The sequence below is a fragment of the Escherichia sp. XD33 genome (assembly GCF_019375075.1).
Lineage (GTDB): Bacteria > Pseudomonadota > Gammaproteobacteria > Enterobacterales > Enterobacteriaceae > Enterobacter > Enterobacter flexneri_A.
Window position 1 is genome coordinate 1 of sequence record NZ_JAENDM010000043.1, and the last position, 18851, is coordinate 18851.

Below are 18851 nucleotides of genomic sequence, written 5' to 3' on the forward strand. Positions count from 1 at the left end.
TGAGGCAGCACCTGGCACGGCTGGGACGGAAGTCGCTGTCGTTCTCAAAATCGGTGGAGCTGCATGACAAAGTCATCGGGCATTATCTGAACATAAAACACTATCAATAAGTTGGAGTCATTACCGGGTTGTCTGTTATCTGTTTTACAGATAATTTCTGATTTTTATTATCCTGTTCTCTTCATAATAATGTTGTCGATATACTCCGATGAATATCAGAAAACTGTTTTGTCCGGGCGACACACCCCGGATTTTATTGTTTTTATTCTTTTTTGTTATTTCTGTGATAATCACAATTGCATGCGGATACACTGAGAAGAATGCCACAGAAAATGTGCTGCTTCTGTTTCTCCTTCTTCTCCTTGCACACAGAAATACCCTCACATCCATTACAACGCTGTTATTTCTGTTCTGTTGTGCACTGTATGCGCCTGCGGGTATGACGTACGGTAAAATCAACAACAGTTTTATTGTCGCGTTGCTGCAGACCACGGCTGATGAGGCTGCAGAGTTTACCGGGATGATTCCTGTTTATCATTTTCTGGTCAGTGCCGCGATTCTGGTATTCATGGTGATTTTCTGGCGGACACACCACCGCGGTCACCGTAACTGGCTGGCACTGCTGCTGTTCGTATTATGCTCTGTAAACAGCTGGCCGTTGCGGATGGTTAAAGAAATTGTTGTGGGAACAACTGACACATTGCGTGAAATGCAGCGTTATAAACAACTGAGTCAGCACGGGGCTGACAACTGGAAAATCCTGCCGGGAACACCGTTGTATGACACGATTGTTATCGTTACTGGTGAGAGTGTGCGCAGGGATTATATGTCGGTATATGGCTATCCCGTGCCAACCACACCATGGCTGAATACGGCTCCCGGTTTATTTATTGACGGCTATACATCGGCAGCAGCCAGTACCGTACCTTCCCTGAGCCGGACACTGATTTATGACTATGAGCAGAACCCTGACTCCGGCAACAACGTGGTGGCGCTGGCAGCAAAAGCAGGATACAGCACATGGTGGATATCCAATCAGGGAAAACTGGGAGAGCATGACACACGCATCTCTGTTATTGCTTCTGATGCGGAGCATACCGTTTTCCTCAAGAAAGGCAGCTTCGCTTCCCGTAAAACGGATGACATGTTGTTGTTACAGGAAACAGAACGTGCGCTGGCGGATAAATCCTCGCCGAAGGTGATTTTCCTGCACATGATTGGCTCTCATCCGAATCCGTGTGACCGACTTAACTCCTGGCCGAATTATTACCTGGAGCAGTATCCCCGAAAGATTGCCTGTTACCTCGCCAGCATCAGTAAACTGGATAACTTTCTCGGTCAGCTTGATGGTATCCTTCGCCGGCATTCCCGTCACTTTGCAATGCTTTACTTTTCTGACCATGGGCTGTCGGTCAGCGACAGTGCTAATCCTGTTCATCATGATGGTCATGTGCAGGGGGGCTACAGCGTTCCCCTGATTATTACCGCCAGTGACATCACGTCTCATCAGTCCGTCAGCAGGAAAATCAGTGCCCGTAATTTCGCAGGCATTTTTCAGTGGCTGACCGGTATTCGTACCGAAAATATACCGCCATTCAATCCGCTGACAGACGAAGATAATGAACCCGTTATGGTTTTTAACGGAGAGAAAAATGTGCCGGCAGACAGTCTGAAACCGCAGCCACTTATTCTTCCGGACCACAGGTAATCATATATGGCAAACTGTAATACAGTCTCTTGTACTGAAAAGGATTCTGTATAGAATAGAACCTGTATTCATATCAGCACAAGGGACCACCAAATCCCGGCAGCATTCCTTACGTCAGTTATCCCGCATCACCCTGTGGGTGCGGGATTTTTTATGATGTTTCTTTTTATTGAATATATATAAATAACGAATAACTGCGGATTCTGATAATCCACCTGCAGGGAGCAATCCGGTAAACATTTAATACATCAGTTAATATCGTTTTGCCTTTTTTAACAAAAAATAATCCCCGGGTGGTTCCCGGGCATTTTCCCGGGAGGATTATTGTTTTAATGGATTATTAATCTTTGCATATTCAAATGGACTGATAAATCTTTCTCTGTTTGCATCCAGAAAATCGGCCCACCACTGTAGCATAAGTCGACGTTCTTCCAGATGTTCGGCTTTATGGATATACGCAGCACGTACACCATTACGCTCCTGATGGCTCATCTGGCGTTCCACAGCATCGCGGGACCACAAACCTGATTCTATTAATGCACTACATGCCATCGCCCGGAATCCATGACCACAGACATCCTGGGTTGTGTCATACCCCATAACCCTCAGGGCTTTATTTACGGTGTTTTCACTGATTGGTTTACGTGGGTCATGTGCTCCCGTAAAGATCAGACCATTTTCACCTGCCCATGTCTGAAGTTCTGCCAGTATGGCTACAGCCTGTTGGCTGAGTGGCACAAGATGTGGTGTTCGCATCTTGGAGCCCCGGTATGAAAATTTTACGCCTGGCAGAGGTTCGCGTTCGGCTGGAATAGTCCACATGGCATTGTCAATATCAATTTCAGACCAGCGGGCATATCTGAGTTCACTGGAACGAATAAAAACCAGTAAATTCAGCATAACTGCCAGTCGGGTGACAGGCTGGCCTTTATAACCGTCAATACGCGACAGAAGTTCAGGCAGGCGTGAAAGATCCAGAGCAGGGCGATGCTGGCGTTTTACCGTGGTCAATGCACCAGCCATATCCAGAGCCGGGTTATATCTGATGATGCCAGACTGTACGGCATAACGCATTACAGCAGATATTCTTTGCTGCAGACGACTGGCGATTTCATAAATTTGTTTAGCTTCTGCAGCACGAACAGGGATAAGCAGGTCCGGGGTACTGAGTGTTGTGATATCCCGGTTGCCGATAAAGGGGAAAACGTGTGTCTCGAGGCTTTTGAGTACTTTATCGCTGTGTGATTGTGCCCATTGTTTATTACTGGCATGCCAGCGTCGTGCAATATGTTCAAAAGAGAGTTGTAAATCAGGGACTACTTTTTTAGCTCTTTTCTGTTCGCAAGGGTCAACCCCCTCCGAAATCAGTTTTCGGGCCTCATCCCGTTTTGTACGAGCTTCGGAGAGAGAAACTTCCGGATACACACCAAGTGCCAGGGTTTTCTCCTTACCCAGAATACGATAACGGAGACGCCAGTAACGGGAACCATTAGGATGAACCAGCAGGAACATGCCGGCCCCGTCAGTGAGTTTATAAGCCTTGTCAGTGGGCTTTGCAGCCCGGATTTTTGCGTCAGTCAGTGCCATAGTTCAGCCTTCTGAATGCGTTAAAGAGGGTACAAATTCTGTCGAACTGGGGTATACCCGCAATTATACCCACACAATGGGGTTGATGTGGGGGGAATCTGGTTGAGTTCGGTAGAATTGATTTGGAGGCAGAACGCTTAAATTGTGGCGTTCTGAAACGAAAAACGGACCTCCGTGGAGGTCCGTTGATATGAATTTGGTGCCCGGACTCGGAATCGAACCAAGGACACGGGGATTTTCAATCCCCTGCTCTACCGACTGAGCTATCCGGGCAACGGGGCGCATTAAACCTGATTCGCCTCGTCTCGTCAATCAAATTTCTTCAATTTACTGCAGACTGCACAATCTATCATCACTTTGCCGCTATTGCACGCATTGTCAGGCAAACCAGGCGGTCCAGGCGGCGGAAAGCGGCATTGCCAGAAGGAGTGCTGGAAGCATGTTGACCACCGGGAACATTTTAATGCCACAGATGCGTAATCCGGTTGCCAGCAGCAATAAACCGCCTACGGCGCTGAAGTCTGCCATCATCGACGGTGTGGTCAGCGGTAATATCAGCGCGGCAGCCCACGCCAGCGTTAACTGGATGATCAGTAATGGGATACTAATCACCGATACCGCAATACCCAGCGAGCAAGCGAAGATCATCGCCGTAAAGAAATCAAGAAATGACTTGGCGATTAAAATACTCGGATCGCCGGTCATCCCTTCGTTCATCGCCCCGAAGATCCCGGTGCCGCTGGCGCAAAACAGGACAATAATCGCGACATAATTCTGAATAAAAGATTCATGCGCTGGCTTCTTACGTGAGTGACGAAACAGATTTTGTGCTTTGGCGACTGCTGTATTGACACCTTTCTCCAGCAAACAAATTTCGCCAATTAGAGCGCCAAGTAGCGTAGCTAAAACCATCGCTGGAAGGTTGGCACATTTCACCACTAGTAAAATACCAATCCCCAGCGATGCCAGACCAAAAATAGATGTCATGGAGACGCGGATACGTTCCGGTAAGCGTTGGCTGAGCAGTGCGCCGAGAACGCCACCCAGTAATACTGCACTAGCGTTGATAAAAGGGCCGATGACCACAAGAGTTCCTGTTAACTGTATTGTTTGATTTTCTTATTATGACCGTTTGGTGCCGTCGATGGCTTGTTTGTTCGCAAAGTCCTGGCTTGCACGCTTTAGCGAAAGGTGCCATGATTGCGCGAATTTTCTCCTCTCTGTACGGAGTTTGCCCGATGCACGCCATCTCCTTACATTCTCTCGCTTATCGCCGTTTCGCGCGAAACGTTTCCCTTTCTATGTTACTGCTCATGCGGTGAAGTTAACGCACGCTCACTGCAGGACAACAGTAAAATCAGAGCGTTTCTGCTTTTACTGATGTCTGGCGGTCGGAGCTGGTGACCAGTTTGACCCATATCTCATGGGGCAGGGTTTTCCACCTTGTCCGGTATTCTTACTTCCCCGAAACGGGTTTGCGCTTATGAAATCAATGAATATTGCCGCCAGTAGTGAACTGGTATCCCGACTTTCTTCTCATCGTCGCGTGGTGGCGTTGGGAGATACTGATTTTACGGACGTCGCGGCAGTCGTCATTACCGCTGCGGATAGTCGCAGTGGCATTCTTGCGTTGCTTAAGCGCACCGGTTTTCATCTACCGGTGTTTTTGTATTCCGAACATGCTGTTGAATTACCTGCGGGCGTTACGGCGGTAATCAACGGCAACGAGCAGCAGTGGCTGGAGCTGGAATCCGCAGCCTGTCAGTATGAAGAGAATTTGCTGCCACCGTTTTATGACACGCTGACGCAGTACGTTGAGATGGGCAACAGCACCTTTGCTTGCCCTGGACATCAACATGGTGCGTTTTTTAAAAAGCATCCTGCCGGACGCCATTTTTACGATTTCTTTGGTGAGAACGTCTTTCGCGCCGATATGTGTAACGCTGACGTAAAATTGGGCGATCTGCTTATTCATGAAGGATCGGCGAAAGATGCGCAGAAATTCGCAGCCAAAGTCTTTCATGCCGATAAAACCTATTTTGTGCTGAACGGCACATCGGCAGCGAATAAAGTGGTGACGAATGCGCTGTTAACGCGTGGCGATCTGGTGCTCTTCGACCGTAACAACCATAAGTCGAATCATCACGGCGCGCTGATTCAGGCGGGGGCGACGCCGGTCTATCTGGAAGCTTCACGCAACCCGTTTGGTTTCATTGGCGGTATTGATGCGCACTGTTTTAATGAAGAGTATCTGCGCCAGCAAATTCGCGACGTTGCGCCAGAAAAAGCCGACCTGCCGCGCCCGTATCGCCTGGCGATTATTCAGCTGGGAACCTATGACGGCACTGTCTATAACGCCCGTCAGGTGATCGATACCGTTGGGCATCTGTGTGATTACATTCTGTTTGATTCCGCGTGGGTCGGTTATGAACAATTTATCCCGATGATGGCGGATAGCTCGCCGCTGCTGTTAGAACTTAACGAAAACGATCCGGGGATCTTTGTGACTCAGTCGGTGCACAAACAGCAGGCGGGATTCTCACAGACGTCGCAGATCCATAAAAAAGATAACCATATCCGCGGACAGGCGCGTTTTTGCCCGCATAAGCGGTTGAATAACGCCTTTATGCTCCATGCTTCTACCAGCCCATTCTATCCGCTGTTTGCTGCACTGGATGTTAACGCCAAAATTCATGAAGGGGAGAGTGGGCGTCGGCTGTGGGCTGAGTGTGTTGAGATAGGGATTGAAGCGCGCAAGGCTATTCTTGCGCGCTGTAAGCTGTTCCGCCCGTTTATCCCGCCCGTTGTTGATGGCAAATTGTGGCAGGATTATCCGACATCAGTGTTAGCCAGCGACCGCCGTTTTTTCAGTTTTGAGCCGGGGGCGAAGTGGCACGGCTTTGAAGGATATGCCGCGGATCAGTATTTTGTTGATCCGTGCAAGCTGTTACTCACTACACCAGGTATCGATGCCGAAACCGGCGAATATAGCGACTTTGGCGTTCCGGCGACGATTCTGGCGCACTATCTGCGTGAGAACGGCATTGTGCCGGAGAAGTGCGATCTCAACTCCATTCTGTTTTTATTAACTCCGGCGGAAAGCCACGAGAAGCTGGCACAACTGGTGGCGATGCTGGCGCAATTTGAACAGCATATTGAGGATGACTCGCCGCTGGTTGAGGTGTTGCCGAGCGTTTATAACAAGTATCCGGTGCGCTATCGCGACTACACCCTGCGCCAGTTGTGTCAGGAGATGCACGATCTGTATGTCAGTTTCGACGTCAAAGACCTACAAAAAGCGATGTTCCGCCAGCAGAGTTTCCCGTCAGTGGTGATGAACCCCCAGGATGCGCATAGCGCTTATATTCGCGGTGACGTGGAGTTGGTGCGGATTCGTGATGCCGAAGGGCGAATTGCGGCAGAAGGGGCGTTGCCTTATCCACCTGGCGTGCTTTGCGTGGTACCCGGGGAAGTCTGGGGTGGGGCGGTTCAACGTTATTTCCTTGCACTGGAAGAAGGGGTGAATTTGTTGCCGGGATTTTCGCCGGAGCTGCAAGGTGTTTATAGCGAAACCGATGCGGATGGCATGAAACGGTTGTACGGTTATGTGTTGAAGTAAGAATAAAAAAAACGGGTCACCTTCTGGCGACCCGTTTTTCTTTGCGTAATTAGTGGCTAACCGTCTGTGTGCCTGTCGGGACACGAACGTGTTTATATTTGAACATCGCCATGAACGCGAAGGCCAGAACCACGGAGTAACCAGCGAAAATCAACCATACGGTCTGCCAGTCGGTAATGCCGTTTTGGGTGTACATCTCAACAACTCTACCGCTCACGATGCCGCCGAGGATACAGCCGAAGCCGTTAGTCATCATCAGGAACATCCCTTGTGCACTGGCGCGAATTGCCGGGCTAACTTCTTTTTCGACAAACACCGAACCAGAGATGTTGAAGAAGTCGAATGCGCAACCGTAAACGATCATCGACAGTACCAGCAGTACAGTACCGAACGGAGTCGGGTCGCCGTAAGCAAACAGCGCAAAACGCAGGATCCACGCCACAATACTGATCATCATTACGTTCTTAATACCGTAGCGGCTTAAGAAGAACGGGATGGTCAGAATGAACAGGGTTTCAGAGATCTGCGAAATCGACATGATGATTGACGCATGCTGCACAATAAAGCTGCTGGCAAACATCGGATCTTTGTCGAAGCTGTGCAGGAAGGTATTACCGAACATGTTGGTAATCTGCAGTTCCGCGCCCAGCAGCATTGAGAAGATAAAGAAGATTGCCATACGCTTGTTTTTAAACAGCGCGAATGCATCGAGGCCCAGCAGGGTTGTCCAGCTCTGATTCGCTTGCTGTTTAGCAACCGGAATATGCGGCAGAGTCAGGGTAAACAGAACCAGAATGGCGGAAAGTGCTGCGCCAATATACAGCTGCATGTGGCTTAATTCGAAGCCAGACAGGCTCACCACCCACATTGCCATGATAAAGCCGATGGTGCCCCAGATACGGATTGGCGGGAAGTCAGTAACGATATCCATCCCGGCATTTTGCAGGCGATAGTAAGAGATGGTGTTGATTAACCCAAGCGTTGGCATATAAGCAAACGAGTTAATCAATATCACAAGGAACATCGCCTCCGGTGTCGTGACCTGTGCCGCCATGAACAGCGTGATAGCGCCAATGGTGTGGCAAATGGCATATACCCATTTCGCACTTAACCATTTGTCGGCCACAATCCCCAGCAGCGCAGGCATAAAGACCGCTGCGATACCCAGTGAGCTATAAACTGCGCCAATAGAAGCACCGTCAAACTTCAGGGTAACAAACATATAGGAGCCGAGGGTCGTCAGCCAACTTCCCCACAGACAGAACTGCAGAAAAGAGAGGATTTTCAGCTGCAGCTTAAGATTCATGTTAATTTCCTCACATCGTGATGCGGATGAGTGTTTGAAAAAGCACATTTGACCGTGCGAGATGATGGGATTCTATCAACTTCGCGGACTGGTTTTTTGTTACCTGTGGCAAATAATTGCAAACATTCCCAATTTGCAAAACGAAATTGTGATGTGGATAACATTTTTGCCCCTGAGCATCGTCAGGGGCGGTTAATGGAATTATCGGCGGCGGTAGGATTTTTGCGCGGTATTCACTTTATAAAGATAACGGCGAGATTCCGCAGAGGGATGGCGGGTCGTCAGCGTCTGATAAACATCGCCCGGCGTCATGGTGTTAATAATATTGGCAGCCTGAATCTTATCATTCGAAAAGACTCGCAGCACGCTGCCTGCGCCGCCGTTATAGGCGGTGATGACGGCATAACGCCGCGATGTTGGGTTATCAATTCCGCCGAGATAAACATTGTTCAGCATCGCCAGATACGCGGTGCCGGTATCAATATTGCTGGCAGGATCAAACAAGAAACTGCGGCTCGGCGTGCCGGATTTCCCCTGCGAGCGGAACACATCTTTCCCGGCAGTATGTTGTACCACCTGCATTAATCCCAGCGCATCGGAACGGCTGACCGCATACGGGTTAAAGGAAGATTCGGTCTGCATAATTGCCAGAATCAGCGACTCATCAACGCCATATTTCCGTGACGCCTGGCGGACCATGCCGAGATATTTGTGCGCACGTTTATCAAGGTGGTTCGGCACCATGTTAATGGTGACGCTGTAGATGATACGCAGCCCGTTGCTGCGGCTCTTCAGACGGTTTTTCAGCAGATAATCCGCGAAGTTGCTTGCGCGACCTTCCCAGCGAATCGGCTGCCCGGTGTTGTCCACCACCTGACCGTAAAGGAAAGGTTCTTTCGAAATCGTAATATCATCAACGTCGGAATAGAGATCGACCGAACTCGGATCGTCACCCATCAATAACGTTTTGATAATTGCCCGGCGCAAATGCGCGGCAGGTTCTGTCCCGGCGATGGTTTCGATAGTAATCGTACCGTCATCGAAGTTGATGTGGCTGCGGGTCTGATATTGATCGGTGTATTTCACGTAGTCCTTAGGACCAGCGATCACCACCTCTTTGAAGCCCCAGATGTTCTCAATATTGTGGGCAAATTGCCCCATCAGAATATCAAAACCGTTGGTATCTTTGACCCAGGCTTCGTTATAGGTATCGCCTTTTTTGGTCGTCGAACAGGAGATGAGCAACGGCGCAATCAAAGCCAGCGCGAGATATTTTTTCATCATTCCGGGTGCGTGTTGTGTTTGTTTTTATGCAAGTTGCCGGAGGCGTGCTCCGGCACTGTTTTTATTTTTTATCTTCCGGCGTATAGCCCTCGATATGCACCTCTTTACCCTCGAACAGGAAGTTGACCATCTCCTGCTCAAGCAGCTTGCGGTGCTCGGCATTCATCATGTTGAGTTTCTTTTCATTAATCAGCATGGTTTGCTTGTGCTGCCACTGCGCCCAGGCTTCTTTGGAGATCTCGTTATAGATGCGTTTTCCCAGCTCGCCGGGGTACAGCTGAAAATCCTGACCTTCTGCTTCACGTTGCAGGAAAGTACAAAAAATCGTTCTGCTCATAAATCATCCTCTTTATCGACTCACGCGCTAAACCGGCGCGCCAGTGCGTAACTGCTGTAACAAACGCTCCACGGGAGCCGCCAGGCCAACTGACGGCGGTTGCGCTAAGTTATACCAGAGCGCATTGCCTTCATCCATGCAGCCGGTGAATGACGACACGGGAAGCCACATAGGCACAATATCTAAGTGGAAATGGCTGAAGGTATGCCGAAACGCGGTCAGTTGCGTCAGGTTATCGGCAGCAATCTGCCGTTGCGCCAGCCACTGCCGCAAACTTTCTTCGTCGGCAAACTGCGGGAAACAGTATAAACCGCCCCACAATCCGCTCGGCGGACGCTGCGCCAGCAATACTTCATCTTCGTGCTGTAATAGCAAAAAGTAGCCGGTGCGCTCCGGCAGCGTCTGTTTCGGTTTTTTGCCCGGATAAAGCGCCCAGCTATTGTTGGCGGCGGCAATACATCCGTTTTGTAGCGGACAGAGCGAACATTTCGGTTTCGAGCGCGTACAAATCATCGCACCCAAATCCATCATCGCCTGATTAAACCGTTCCACGCCAACCGCGGGCGTCACCTGCTCGCTCAAACTCCATAATTTATTCTCGACCTCTTTTTTCCCTGGCCAGCCGCTTACAGCATAGCAGCGCGCCAGCACCCGTTTGACGTTACCGTCGAGAATCGGAAAGTGCTTACCCAGAGAAAGCGAGAGAATCGCGCCTGCGGTGGAACGCCCGACGCCCGGCAGTGCTGCAACTTCCTCAAAGGTTTCCGGGAATTTACCGCCGTGTAAGGTCGCCACTTGTTGTGCCGCTTTATGCAGATTGCGCGCGCGGGCGTAATAGCCAAGCCCGGTCCACAAGTGGAGAACTTCGTCGAGCGGCGCATTGGCGAGATCGGTCACCGTCGGGAAGCGCGCCATAAAGCGTTCAAAATAGGGGATAACGGTCGCAACCTGAGTTTGTTGCAACATCACTTCTGAGAGCCATACTTTGTAGGGCGTCTTGTCAATTTGCCAGGGCAGAGTTTTTCGCCCGTATTTATCGTACCAGTCCAGAACCTGGGCTGAAAATTGCGACGCTTGCATGGTCACCGAATTCACTGTTGTTGGGGGCAAGATTGCAGCACAGCGACGGCAGGGTGTAAACCGGAACTTTCCGCAGCCACGGCCTTATCATGCTTGCATCCGGCAACTAACTTTGGATAATGCCCGTTTTCAGAACACTTTCACAAGCGACTAAACCTTTATGAAAAACGACGTCATTTCACCGGAATTTGATGAAAACGGCCGCCCACTGCGCCGTATCCGTAGTTTTGTGCGCCGCCAGGGGCGACTGACCAAAGGCCAGGAACATGCGCTGGAAAACTACTGGCCGGTGATGGGCGTTGAGTTCAGCGAAGATATGCTGGATTTCCCCGCGCTTTTTGGCCGTGAAGCGCCGGTGACGCTTGAGATTGGTTTTGGCATGGGGGCGTCGCTGGTGGCAATGGCTAAAGATCGCCCTGAGCAGGACTTCCTCGGCATTGAAGTGCATTCACCGGGCGTTGGTGCGTGCCTGGCTTCTGCGCATGAAGAAGGTTTAAGCAACCTGCGCGTGATGTGTCACGATGCGGTTGAAGTGCTGCATAAAATGATTCCTGACAATTCATTGCGCATGGTGCAGCTCTTTTTCCCTGACCCGTGGCACAAAGCGCGCCATAATAAACGCCGTATCGTTCAGGTGCCGTTTGCCGAACTGGTAAAAAGCAAACTGCAGCTGGGGGGCGTATTCCATATGGCGACCGACTGGGAACCTTATGCGGAACATATGCTTGAAGTGATGTCTTCTATTGACGGTTATAAAAACCTGTCAGAGAGCAATGATTACGTACCGCGTCCGGCATCACGTCCGGTGACGAAATTTGAACAACGTGGTCATCGTCTTGGTCACGGAGTATGGGACTTAATGTTCGAGAGGGTGAAATAATGGCAAAGAACCGTAGCCGTCGTCTGCGTAAAAAAATGCACATCGACGAATTCCAGGAATTAGGATTTTCGGTGGCATGGCGATTCCCGGAAGGTACATCGGAAGAACAGATTGATAAAACCGTTGATGATTTTATTAACGAGGTTATCGAACCGAACAAACTGGCCTTTGACGGCAGCGGTTATCTGGCCTGGGAAGGTCTGATCTGCATGCAGGAAATCGGCAAATGCACCGAAGAACATCAGGCGATTGTGCGTAAGTGGCTGGAAGAGCGCAAACTGGATGAGGTACGCACCAGCGAACTTTTCGACGTTTGGTGGGACTAAGAAAGCATACGGGCGATGACAAATGCAAAACTGCCTGATGCGCTACGCTTATCAGGCCTGGAAAGATGCACGATCGAGTAGGCGGGATAAGGTGTTTACGCCGCATCCGGCATGGAAAACGCGTACTTTGTTATCAATCTGGGGCCAGCAAATGCTGGCCTGATTTTTTCTTGAGGGAAGACTATGATGCGCAAAATGCTGCTGGCGGCAGCACTTTCAGTGACGGCAATGACCGCTCACGCCGACTACCAGTGCAGCGTCACGCCGCGTGACGATGTGATTGTCAGCCCGCAAACCGTGCAGGTGAAGGGCGAAAACGGCAATCTGGTGATCACGCCAGACGGCAACGTGATGTATAACGGTAAGCAATATTCCCTGAATGCCGCCCAGCGCGAGCAGGCGAAGGATTATCAGGCTGAACTACGTAGCACGCTGCCGTGGATTGATGAAGGCGCGAAAAGCCGCGTCGAGAAAGCCCGTATTGCTCTGGATAAAATTATCGTTCAGGAGATGGGCGAAAGCAGCAAAATGCGCAGCCGTCTGACCAAACTTGATGCGCAGCTGAAAGAGCAGATGAACCGCATTATCGAAACGCGCAGCGATGGCCTGACGTTTCACTATAAAGCCATTGATCAGGTTCGCGCCGAAGGCCAGCAATTAGTGAATCAGGCAATGGGCGGAATTTTACAGGACAGCATTAATGAAATGGGCGCGAAAGCGGTGCTGAAAAGCGGCGGTAACCCATTACAGAATGTGCTGGGAAGCCTGGGCGGTCTGCAATCCTCAATCCAAACCGAGTGGAAAAAGCAGGAAAAAGATTTCCAGCAGTTTGGCAAAGATGTTTGTAGCCGCGTTGTGACTCTGGAAGATAGCCGCAAAGCCCTGGTCGGGAATTTAAAATAATCCTCTATTTTAAGACGGCATAATACTTTTTTATGCCGTTTAATTCTTCGTTTTGTTACCTGCCTCTAACTTTGTAGATCTCCAAAATATATTCACGTTGTAAATTGTTTAACGTCAAATTTCCCATACAAAGCTAAGGGATAATGCGTAGCGTTCACGTAACTGGAGGAATGAAATGGAGTTTTTCAAAAAGACGGCACTTGCCGCACTGGTTATGGGTTTTAGTGGTGCAGCATTGGCATTACCCAATATCACCATTTTAGCAACCGGCGGGACCATTGCCGGTGGTGGTGACTCCGCAACCAAATCTAACTACACAGCGGGTAAAGTTGGCGTAGAAAATCTGGTTAATGCGGTGCCGCAACTGAAGGACATTGCGAACGTTAAAGGCGAGCAGGTAGTGAATATCGGCTCCCAGGACATGAACGATAATGTCTGGCTGACACTGGCGAAAAAAATTAACACCGACTGCGATAAAACCGACGGCTTCGTCATTACCCACGGTACCGACACGATGGAAGAAACTGCTTACTTCCTCGACCTGACGGTGAAATGCGACAAACCGGTGGTGATGGTCGGCGCAATGCGCCCGTCCACGTCCATGAGCGCAGACGGTCCATTCAACCTGTATAACGCGGTAGTGACCGCAGCTGATAAAGCCTCCGCTAATCGTGGCGTGCTGGTGGTAATGAATGACACCGTACTGGACGGTCGCGATGTCACCAAAACCAACACCACCGACGTAGCGACCTTCAAGTCTGTTAACTACGGTCCTCTGGGTTACATTCACAACGGTAAGATTGACTACCAACGTACCCCGGCACGTAAGCACACCAGCGACACGCCGTTCGATGTCTCTAAGCTGAATGAGCTGCCGAAAGTCGGCATCGTTTATAACTACGCTAACGCATCCGATCTTCCGGCTAAAGCACTGGTAGATGCGGGCTATGATGGCATCGTTAGCGCTGGTGTGGGTAATGGTAACCTGTATAAATCCGTGTTCGACACCCTGGCAACCGCCGCGAAAAACGGCACTGCAGTAGTGCGTTCTTCCCGCGTACCGACGGGTGCTACCACTCAGGATGCTGAAGTGGATGATGCGAAATACGGCTTCGTCGCCTCTGGCACGCTGAACCCGCAAAAAGCGCGCGTCCTGCTGCAGCTGGCTCTGACGCAAACCAAAGATCCGCAGCAGATCCAGCAGATCTTCAATCAGTACTAATCACCTCGCCCCGGTATCGTGCCGGGGCTTTTTCACTTCAGACTTACGTCCATTGCCAATTTTCATTACCCTAATGATAATCACCGGAATAAATTATTCCGCGTGAGGTTTTTCGGGTGAAAAAGCAATGGATTGTTGGCACGGCACTGCTTATGTTGATGACTGGTAATGCCTGGGCAGATGGCGAACCGCCAACTGAAAATATCTTAAAAGATCAATTCAAAAAGCAGTATCACGGCATTCTCAAGCTTGATGCTATCACCTTAAAAAATCTTGATGCTAAGGGTAATCAGGCCACCTGGTCAGCGGAAGGCGATGTCTCTTCCAGTGACGATCTCTATACCTGGGTCGGTCAGTTGGCAGATTACGAACTGCTCGAACAGACCTGGACGAAAGATAAACCGGTAAAATTCTCGGCGATGTTAACCAGTAAAGGAACGCCCGCGTCTGGCTGGTCGGTGAACTTTTACTCTTTTCAGGCGGCAGCCAGCGATCGTGGGCGGGTGGTCGACGATATCAAAACGAATAATAAATATCTGATCGTGAATAGCGAAGATTTCAATTATCGCTTTAGTCAGCTTGAATCTGCGTTGAATACCCAGAAGAACTCGATTCCTGCGCTGGAAAAGGAAGTGAAAGCGCTTGATAAGCAAATGGTGGCGGCGCAGAAAGCAGCGGATGCATATTGGGGAAAAGATGCAAACGGTAAGCAAATGACCCGCGAAGAAGCCTTTAAAAAAATTCACCAACAGCGTGATGAGTTTAATAAACAGAACGATAGCGAGGCGTTCGCGGTTAAATATGACAAAGAGGTTTATCAACCGGCGATTGCGGCATGTCATAAACAGAGTGAAGAGTGTTATGAAGTGCCGATTCAGCAGAAACGAGATTTCGATATCAACGAACAACGGCGACAGACTTTTCTGCAATCACAAAAACTCAGCCGTAAATTGCAGGATGACTGGGTAACGCTCGAAAAAGGGCAATATCCGTTAACGATGAAAGTTTCAGAAATAAACAGTAAAAAAGTCGCGATTTTGATGAAAATTGACGATATCAACCAAGCTAATGAACGCTGGAAAAAAGATACCGAACAACTGCGGCGCAATGGGGTGATTAAGTAAGTTTGATATAGTGCACGATTTGTAGCAGGATGCGGCGTTGACCCCGCATCCGGCAATCAACGTCTGATGCGACGCTTGCGCGTCTTATCAGACCTACAACCGCTGCCACATGTCGGCTGGATAAGGCGTTCACGCCGCATCCGGCAATACAAGTTTACTCAGCCAGAAAAAGCTCCAGCAGCGAATTTAAAAACAGCTTCCCATGTTCCGTTATCTGCCAGTAATCCGCACATTCGGTGAGATAACCCTGGGCAATCGCCTCGTCTAACTGTGGGCGAATCACATCTTCGCAAAGCCCGGTATACGCACTAAACTCTGCGCGTGGCGCGGCCTCCAGCAAGCGAAAGCGGTTCATAAAGAACTCAAACGGCTTATCTGCGGCTTCGACATCACGCTGGCTTTCCAGATACCTTCCTTGCATAAAACCACGCGGATGACGCGTTTTAGTGGTACGCAGAATGCGCCCATCCGGGAAGGTCACTTTGCCGTGCGCGCCGCAGCCAATACCGATGTAGTCGCCAAAGCGCCAGTAGTTGAGATTGTGCTGGCACTGATAACTGGGTTTGGCGTAAGCGGAAGTTTCATATTGCTGATAACCCGCTGCGGTTAATAACTGATGCCCCTGTTCGAATATATCCCACAGCGCGTCGTCGTCCGGCAGCACCGGTGGTCGCGAACCAAACAGCGTATTGGGTTCGATGGTCAGTTGATACCAGGAAAGATGCGGCGGATTCAGTTCAATGGCCTGGCGTAGATCGCCAAGCGCCTCTTCCAGTGATTGATCCGGTAGTCCATGCATCAAATCAAGGTTAAAGCTACGTAACCCTAAACCGCTCGCCAGCTTTGCCGCTCGTTTCGCTTCTTGCGGGCCATGAATGCGCCCAAGTCGTTTCAGCTTTTCTTCGCTAAAACTCTGCACACCAATAGAGATGCGGTTCACACCAGCACGCTGATAATCGACAAAGCGATCGGCTTCTACCGTACCAGGGTTCGCTTCCATAGTAATTTCTGCATCCGCTGCCAGCGGCAAACGCGCACGCACGCCGTCCAGCAGCGTTTGCATCGCCGGGCCGGAAAGCAGGCTCGGCGTACCACCGCCAATAAAGATTGTCTTTACTTCACGGCCCTGAGCGTAAGCCACATCATTGTCCAGATCGCAAAGCAGATGCTGAACGTAATCGTCGTGCGGCACTTCTCCTTTCAACGCGTGAGAGTTGAAATCGCAGTACGGGCATTTCTGCACGCACCACGGGATGTGAATGTAGAGACTCAGCGGCGGTAATTTAACCATTACGTAAAGCGTCCAACAGCAGTTTCAATGCCTGACCACGGTGGGAAATGGCGCTCTTTTCTTCGCGGGTCAGTTCGGCAGCGGTTTTCCCTTCGGAAGGTACGAAGAAGATTGGATCATAACCAAAGCCACCAGTGCCCGCTGGTTCACGAGTAATCACGCCCGGCCAGCTACCGTGGCACACCAGCGGAGTCGGATCTTCCGCGTGACGCAGATATACCAGCACGCAGTGGAAACGCGCCTGACGTTGGTCGTCCGGTACGTCTTTCAGTGTTTCCAACAGTTTTTGCAGATTCTTTTGATCGGTCGCGTCTTCACCGGAATAACGCGCGGAGTAAATACCCGGCGCGCCACCCAGCGCATCTACCGCCAGACCAGAGTCGTCGGCAATTGCCGGTAAACCGGTCACTTTTGCCGCATGGCGCGCTTTCAGAATCGCGTTTTCGATAAAGGTCAGGCCGGTTTCTTCAGCGGAATCTACGCCGAGGTCTGTTTGGGCCACGATATCAAGACCGAAGTCGCTAAGCAGCGACGCCAGCTCACGCACTTTACCGGCATTGCCGGTTGCGAGGACAACTTTTTGCATAGGATACCTAATTAATTAACGCCGCGATTTCTGGCGGGATTTGTTGCGGATTAATGATTTTAATTTGTTTGTGGCGGCCAAGTTCGCCTTTTTCAATTACCACCTGGCTTTTGGCTACCCGGAATTGCTTACCGAGAAACTTCACCAGATGGCTGTTGGCCTGGCCGTCAACCGGCGGCGCGGTAATGGCGACTTTAACTTCGTCGCCATGTAAACCGACAATAGAATCACGGCTGGCTTTCGGCTGAATATAGAGCCGTAAAACCAGACCGTCATCATTAACTGTTACGGCACTCATAACGCCATCCACAGCCCCGGCAGCAGCATGTTTCCGGTTGCCTGTAATACTTCTGCGACACCCATATTGATGACATACAGCAGCAGAACGAGGATCATCGGCGAGAAATCAATCCCACCCATTGCCGGTAGCAGGCGGCGAATCGGACGCAGCAGCGGATCGGCCAGCTGAATCAGCACGTATTCAATCGGACTACGACCCTGGCTTACCCAGCTCATAATCGCCATCACCAGCAGGACCCAGAAAATCAGCAAGCCGATGGTTTTCAGCAGAATCAGTAAACCGGCAATCCAGATGATTGGCAGGAAGGTCACCACTTTAAACAGCACAATGGCTTTGATAAAACTGAGAATATAGGCAACCAGCAGCGAGGCGCTGTCAATGGGACCCATTGCCGGAATAACGCGGCGCAGTGGCCCGATAATTGGCTGCGTTACCTTCACTACAAACTGTGAGAAGGGGTTGTAAAAATCACAATGAGCCCACTGCATCCAGATGCGTAATAACAGCACCATGGTATACAGCTCAATGACCGTTGAAAGCAGGAAAGTCAACGTATTCATGGCGTTCCTTTAATTCCTTATTTTTTAGAGTAATCACGCGCACCAAAAATTGCAGTGCCGATACGAACCATCGTGCTACCTGCCGCAATGGCGGCTTCCATATCGTCCGACATTCCCAGAGAGAGCGTGTCGATATGCGGGTAGCGCGTTTTCAGTCCGGCAAATGCTACAGCCATTTGGCGTGCAACTTCAAACTGCCTTACATATTCTGACTCAGGCGCAGGGATTGCCATCAGCCCGCGCAGACGTAAACGCGGTAGTTCAGCGACCGCCGCTGCCAGCTCGTCCAGTTCTGCCAGTTGAATCCCGGACTTACTGTTTTCATCACTAATATTAATTTGAATCAGTACGTTAAGAGGGGGAAGTTCTGCCGGGCGCTGATCGTTGAGGCGGGTAGCAATGCGCAAACGGTCGATGGTATGACACCAGTCGAAATGCTCTGCCACCAGGCGGCTTTTATTAGACTGCAACGGGCCAATAAAATGCCATTCTAATCCTGTTACGCCCAGTTCCTGAAAGTGGCGAATTTTATCTACCCCTTCCTGAACGTAGTTTTCACCAAATTGACGCTGCCCGGCATCAATGGCTTCTGCGATGGCGCTCGCAGGTTTTGTTTTACTGACTGCAAGCAGCGTAATTTCTTCTGGAGAACGGCCGCAACGCGTTGCAGCCGCTGAGATTTTGTCCCGGACCTGTGCCAGGTTATGCGCAATATCGTTCATTTTCCGAGGATCTTA

At 50.3% G+C, this 18851-nt stretch carries 20 protein-coding genes and 1 tRNA gene; 9 read left to right on the plus strand and 12 right to left on the minus strand.

Going from position 1 to position 18851, the window contains the following annotated elements; translation table 11 throughout:
- The coding region (locus K0778_RS19420) for an IS1 family transposase (protein ID WP_019725171.1) at positions 1–110 on the plus strand (110 nt) is incomplete at its 5' end.
- 98 nt (positions 111–208) lie between these two features.
- The gene (locus K0778_RS19425) at positions 209–1708 is read left to right on the plus strand and encodes a phosphoethanolamine transferase (RefSeq protein ID WP_063084515.1); all 1500 of its coding nucleotides are present in this window, start codon (positions 209–211) and stop codon (positions 1706–1708) included.
- A 321-nt stretch (positions 1709–2029) separates the two neighbouring features.
- Here K0778_RS19425 and K0778_RS19430 read toward each other — a convergent pair whose 3' ends face one another.
- From K0778_RS19430 to K0778_RS19440, 3 genes are all read right to left on the minus strand, one after another.
- Positions 2030–3295, minus strand: coding sequence for an integrase arm-type DNA-binding domain-containing protein (locus tag K0778_RS19430; protein ID WP_001218862.1), 1266 nt, complete (start codon positions 3293–3295; stop codon positions 2030–2032).
- A gap of 197 nt (positions 3296–3492) precedes the next feature.
- Positions 3493–3568, minus strand: a tRNA-Phe gene (locus K0778_RS19435).
- A 105-nt stretch (positions 3569–3673) separates the two neighbouring features.
- Positions 3674–4381 carry a DUF554 domain-containing protein gene (locus tag K0778_RS19440; protein WP_000234514.1) on the minus strand — a complete coding sequence of 236 codons (708 nt, stop codon included), beginning with the start codon at positions 4379–4381 and terminating at the stop codon, positions 3674–3676.
- A gap of 152 nt (positions 4382–4533) precedes the next feature.
- Here K0778_RS19440 and yqgH point away from each other — a divergent pair, with 152 nt between their 5' ends.
- Both yqgH and speC read left to right on the plus strand, forming a co-directional pair.
- Positions 4534–4617 (plus strand): protein YqgH, encoded by an 84-nt coding sequence (gene yqgH, locus K0778_RS19445; protein WP_211180506.1) that lies wholly within the window; start codon positions 4534–4536, stop codon positions 4615–4617.
- 161 nt (positions 4618–4778) lie between these two features.
- Positions 4779–6914 carry an ornithine decarboxylase gene (speC, locus tag K0778_RS19450; protein ID WP_000839760.1) on the plus strand — a complete coding sequence of 712 codons (2136 nt, stop codon included), beginning with the start codon at positions 4779–4781 and terminating at the stop codon, positions 6912–6914.
- 49 nt (positions 6915–6963) lie between these two features.
- Here the strand turns inward: speC and nupG are convergent, their stop codons facing one another.
- The 4 genes from nupG to mutY form a co-directional block, all read right to left on the minus strand.
- Positions 6964–8220, minus strand: a complete 1257-nt coding sequence (nupG, locus tag K0778_RS19455; RefSeq protein WP_001299430.1) for a nucleoside permease NupG — start codon at positions 8218–8220, stop codon at positions 6964–6966.
- Between the two features lie 201 nt (positions 8221–8421).
- Entirely contained in the window at positions 8422–9501 is a 1080-nt protein-coding gene (gene mltC / locus K0778_RS19460) for a membrane-bound lytic murein transglycosylase MltC (protein WP_000760323.1), read from the minus strand.
- 64 nt (positions 9502–9565) lie between these two features.
- A complete protein-coding gene (locus K0778_RS19465) occupies positions 9566–9841 on the minus strand; it encodes an oxidative damage protection protein (RefSeq protein WP_000091700.1) in 276 nt (91 codons plus the stop codon).
- 27 nt (positions 9842–9868) lie between these two features.
- Positions 9869–10921 carry an A/G-specific adenine glycosylase gene (gene mutY / locus K0778_RS19470; RefSeq protein ID WP_001321419.1) on the minus strand — a complete coding sequence of 351 codons (1053 nt, stop codon included), beginning with the start codon at positions 10919–10921 and terminating at the stop codon, positions 9869–9871.
- A gap of 160 nt (positions 10922–11081) precedes the next feature.
- Here mutY and trmB point away from each other — a divergent pair, with 160 nt between their 5' ends.
- The 5 genes from trmB to K0778_RS19495 all read left to right on the plus strand — a co-directional run bounded on the left by trmB (position 11082) and on the right by K0778_RS19495 (position 15376).
- Positions 11082–11801 carry a tRNA (guanosine(46)-N7)-methyltransferase TrmB gene (gene trmB, locus K0778_RS19475; protein ID WP_000786911.1) on the plus strand — a complete coding sequence of 240 codons (720 nt, stop codon included), beginning with the start codon at positions 11082–11084 and terminating at the stop codon, positions 11799–11801.
- A complete protein-coding gene (locus tag K0778_RS19480; protein WP_001107564.1) occupies positions 11801–12127 on the plus strand; it encodes a YggL family protein in 327 nt (108 codons plus the stop codon). Before trmB ends, K0778_RS19480 begins: the two co-directional genes overlap by 1 nt.
- Before the next feature lie 183 nt (positions 12128–12310).
- Positions 12311–13030, plus strand: a complete 720-nt coding sequence (locus K0778_RS19485; RefSeq protein WP_000984796.1) for a DUF2884 domain-containing protein — start codon at positions 12311–12313, stop codon at positions 13028–13030.
- A 175-nt stretch (positions 13031–13205) separates the two neighbouring features.
- Complete coding sequence (gene ansB, locus K0778_RS19490; protein ID WP_000394125.1) at positions 13206–14252, plus strand: L-asparaginase 2; 1047 nt, start codon at positions 13206–13208, stop codon at positions 14250–14252.
- A gap of 116 nt (positions 14253–14368) precedes the next feature.
- Positions 14369–15376, plus strand: a complete 1008-nt coding sequence (locus K0778_RS19495; RefSeq protein ID WP_000745217.1) for a DUF1202 family protein — start codon at positions 14369–14371, stop codon at positions 15374–15376.
- Positions 15377–15530: 154 nt separating this feature from the next.
- Here the strand turns inward: K0778_RS19495 and hemW are convergent, their stop codons facing one another.
- Genes hemW through yggS form a run of 5 tightly spaced genes read right to left on the minus strand, consistent with a single transcriptional unit; the run spans position 15531 to position 18836 of the window.
- On the minus strand, positions 15531–16667 hold the full coding sequence (gene hemW, locus K0778_RS19500; RefSeq protein WP_000239928.1) for a radical SAM family heme chaperone HemW: 1137 nt from the start codon (positions 16665–16667) through the stop codon (positions 15531–15533).
- On the minus strand, positions 16660–17253 hold the full coding sequence (locus K0778_RS19505) for an XTP/dITP diphosphatase (protein ID WP_001174735.1): 594 nt from the start codon (positions 17251–17253) through the stop codon (positions 16660–16662). Before K0778_RS19505 ends, hemW begins: the two co-directional genes overlap by 8 nt.
- Before the next feature lie 7 nt (positions 17254–17260).
- A complete protein-coding gene (gene yggU, locus K0778_RS19510; RefSeq protein ID WP_001277222.1) occupies positions 17261–17551 on the minus strand; it encodes a DUF167 family protein YggU in 291 nt (96 codons plus the stop codon).
- Positions 17548–18114: an osmotic shock tolerance protein YggT gene (gene yggT / locus K0778_RS19515; protein ID WP_001094831.1), complete on the minus strand. Its 567-nt coding sequence runs from the start codon at positions 18112–18114 to the stop codon at positions 17548–17550. Before yggT ends, yggU begins: the two co-directional genes overlap by 4 nt.
- 17 nt (positions 18115–18131) lie before the next feature.
- The gene (gene yggS, locus K0778_RS19520) at positions 18132–18836 is read right to left on the minus strand and encodes a pyridoxal phosphate homeostasis protein (RefSeq protein ID WP_000997795.1); all 705 of its coding nucleotides are present in this window, start codon (positions 18834–18836) and stop codon (positions 18132–18134) included.
- Positions 18837–18851 lie beyond the last annotated feature (15 nt).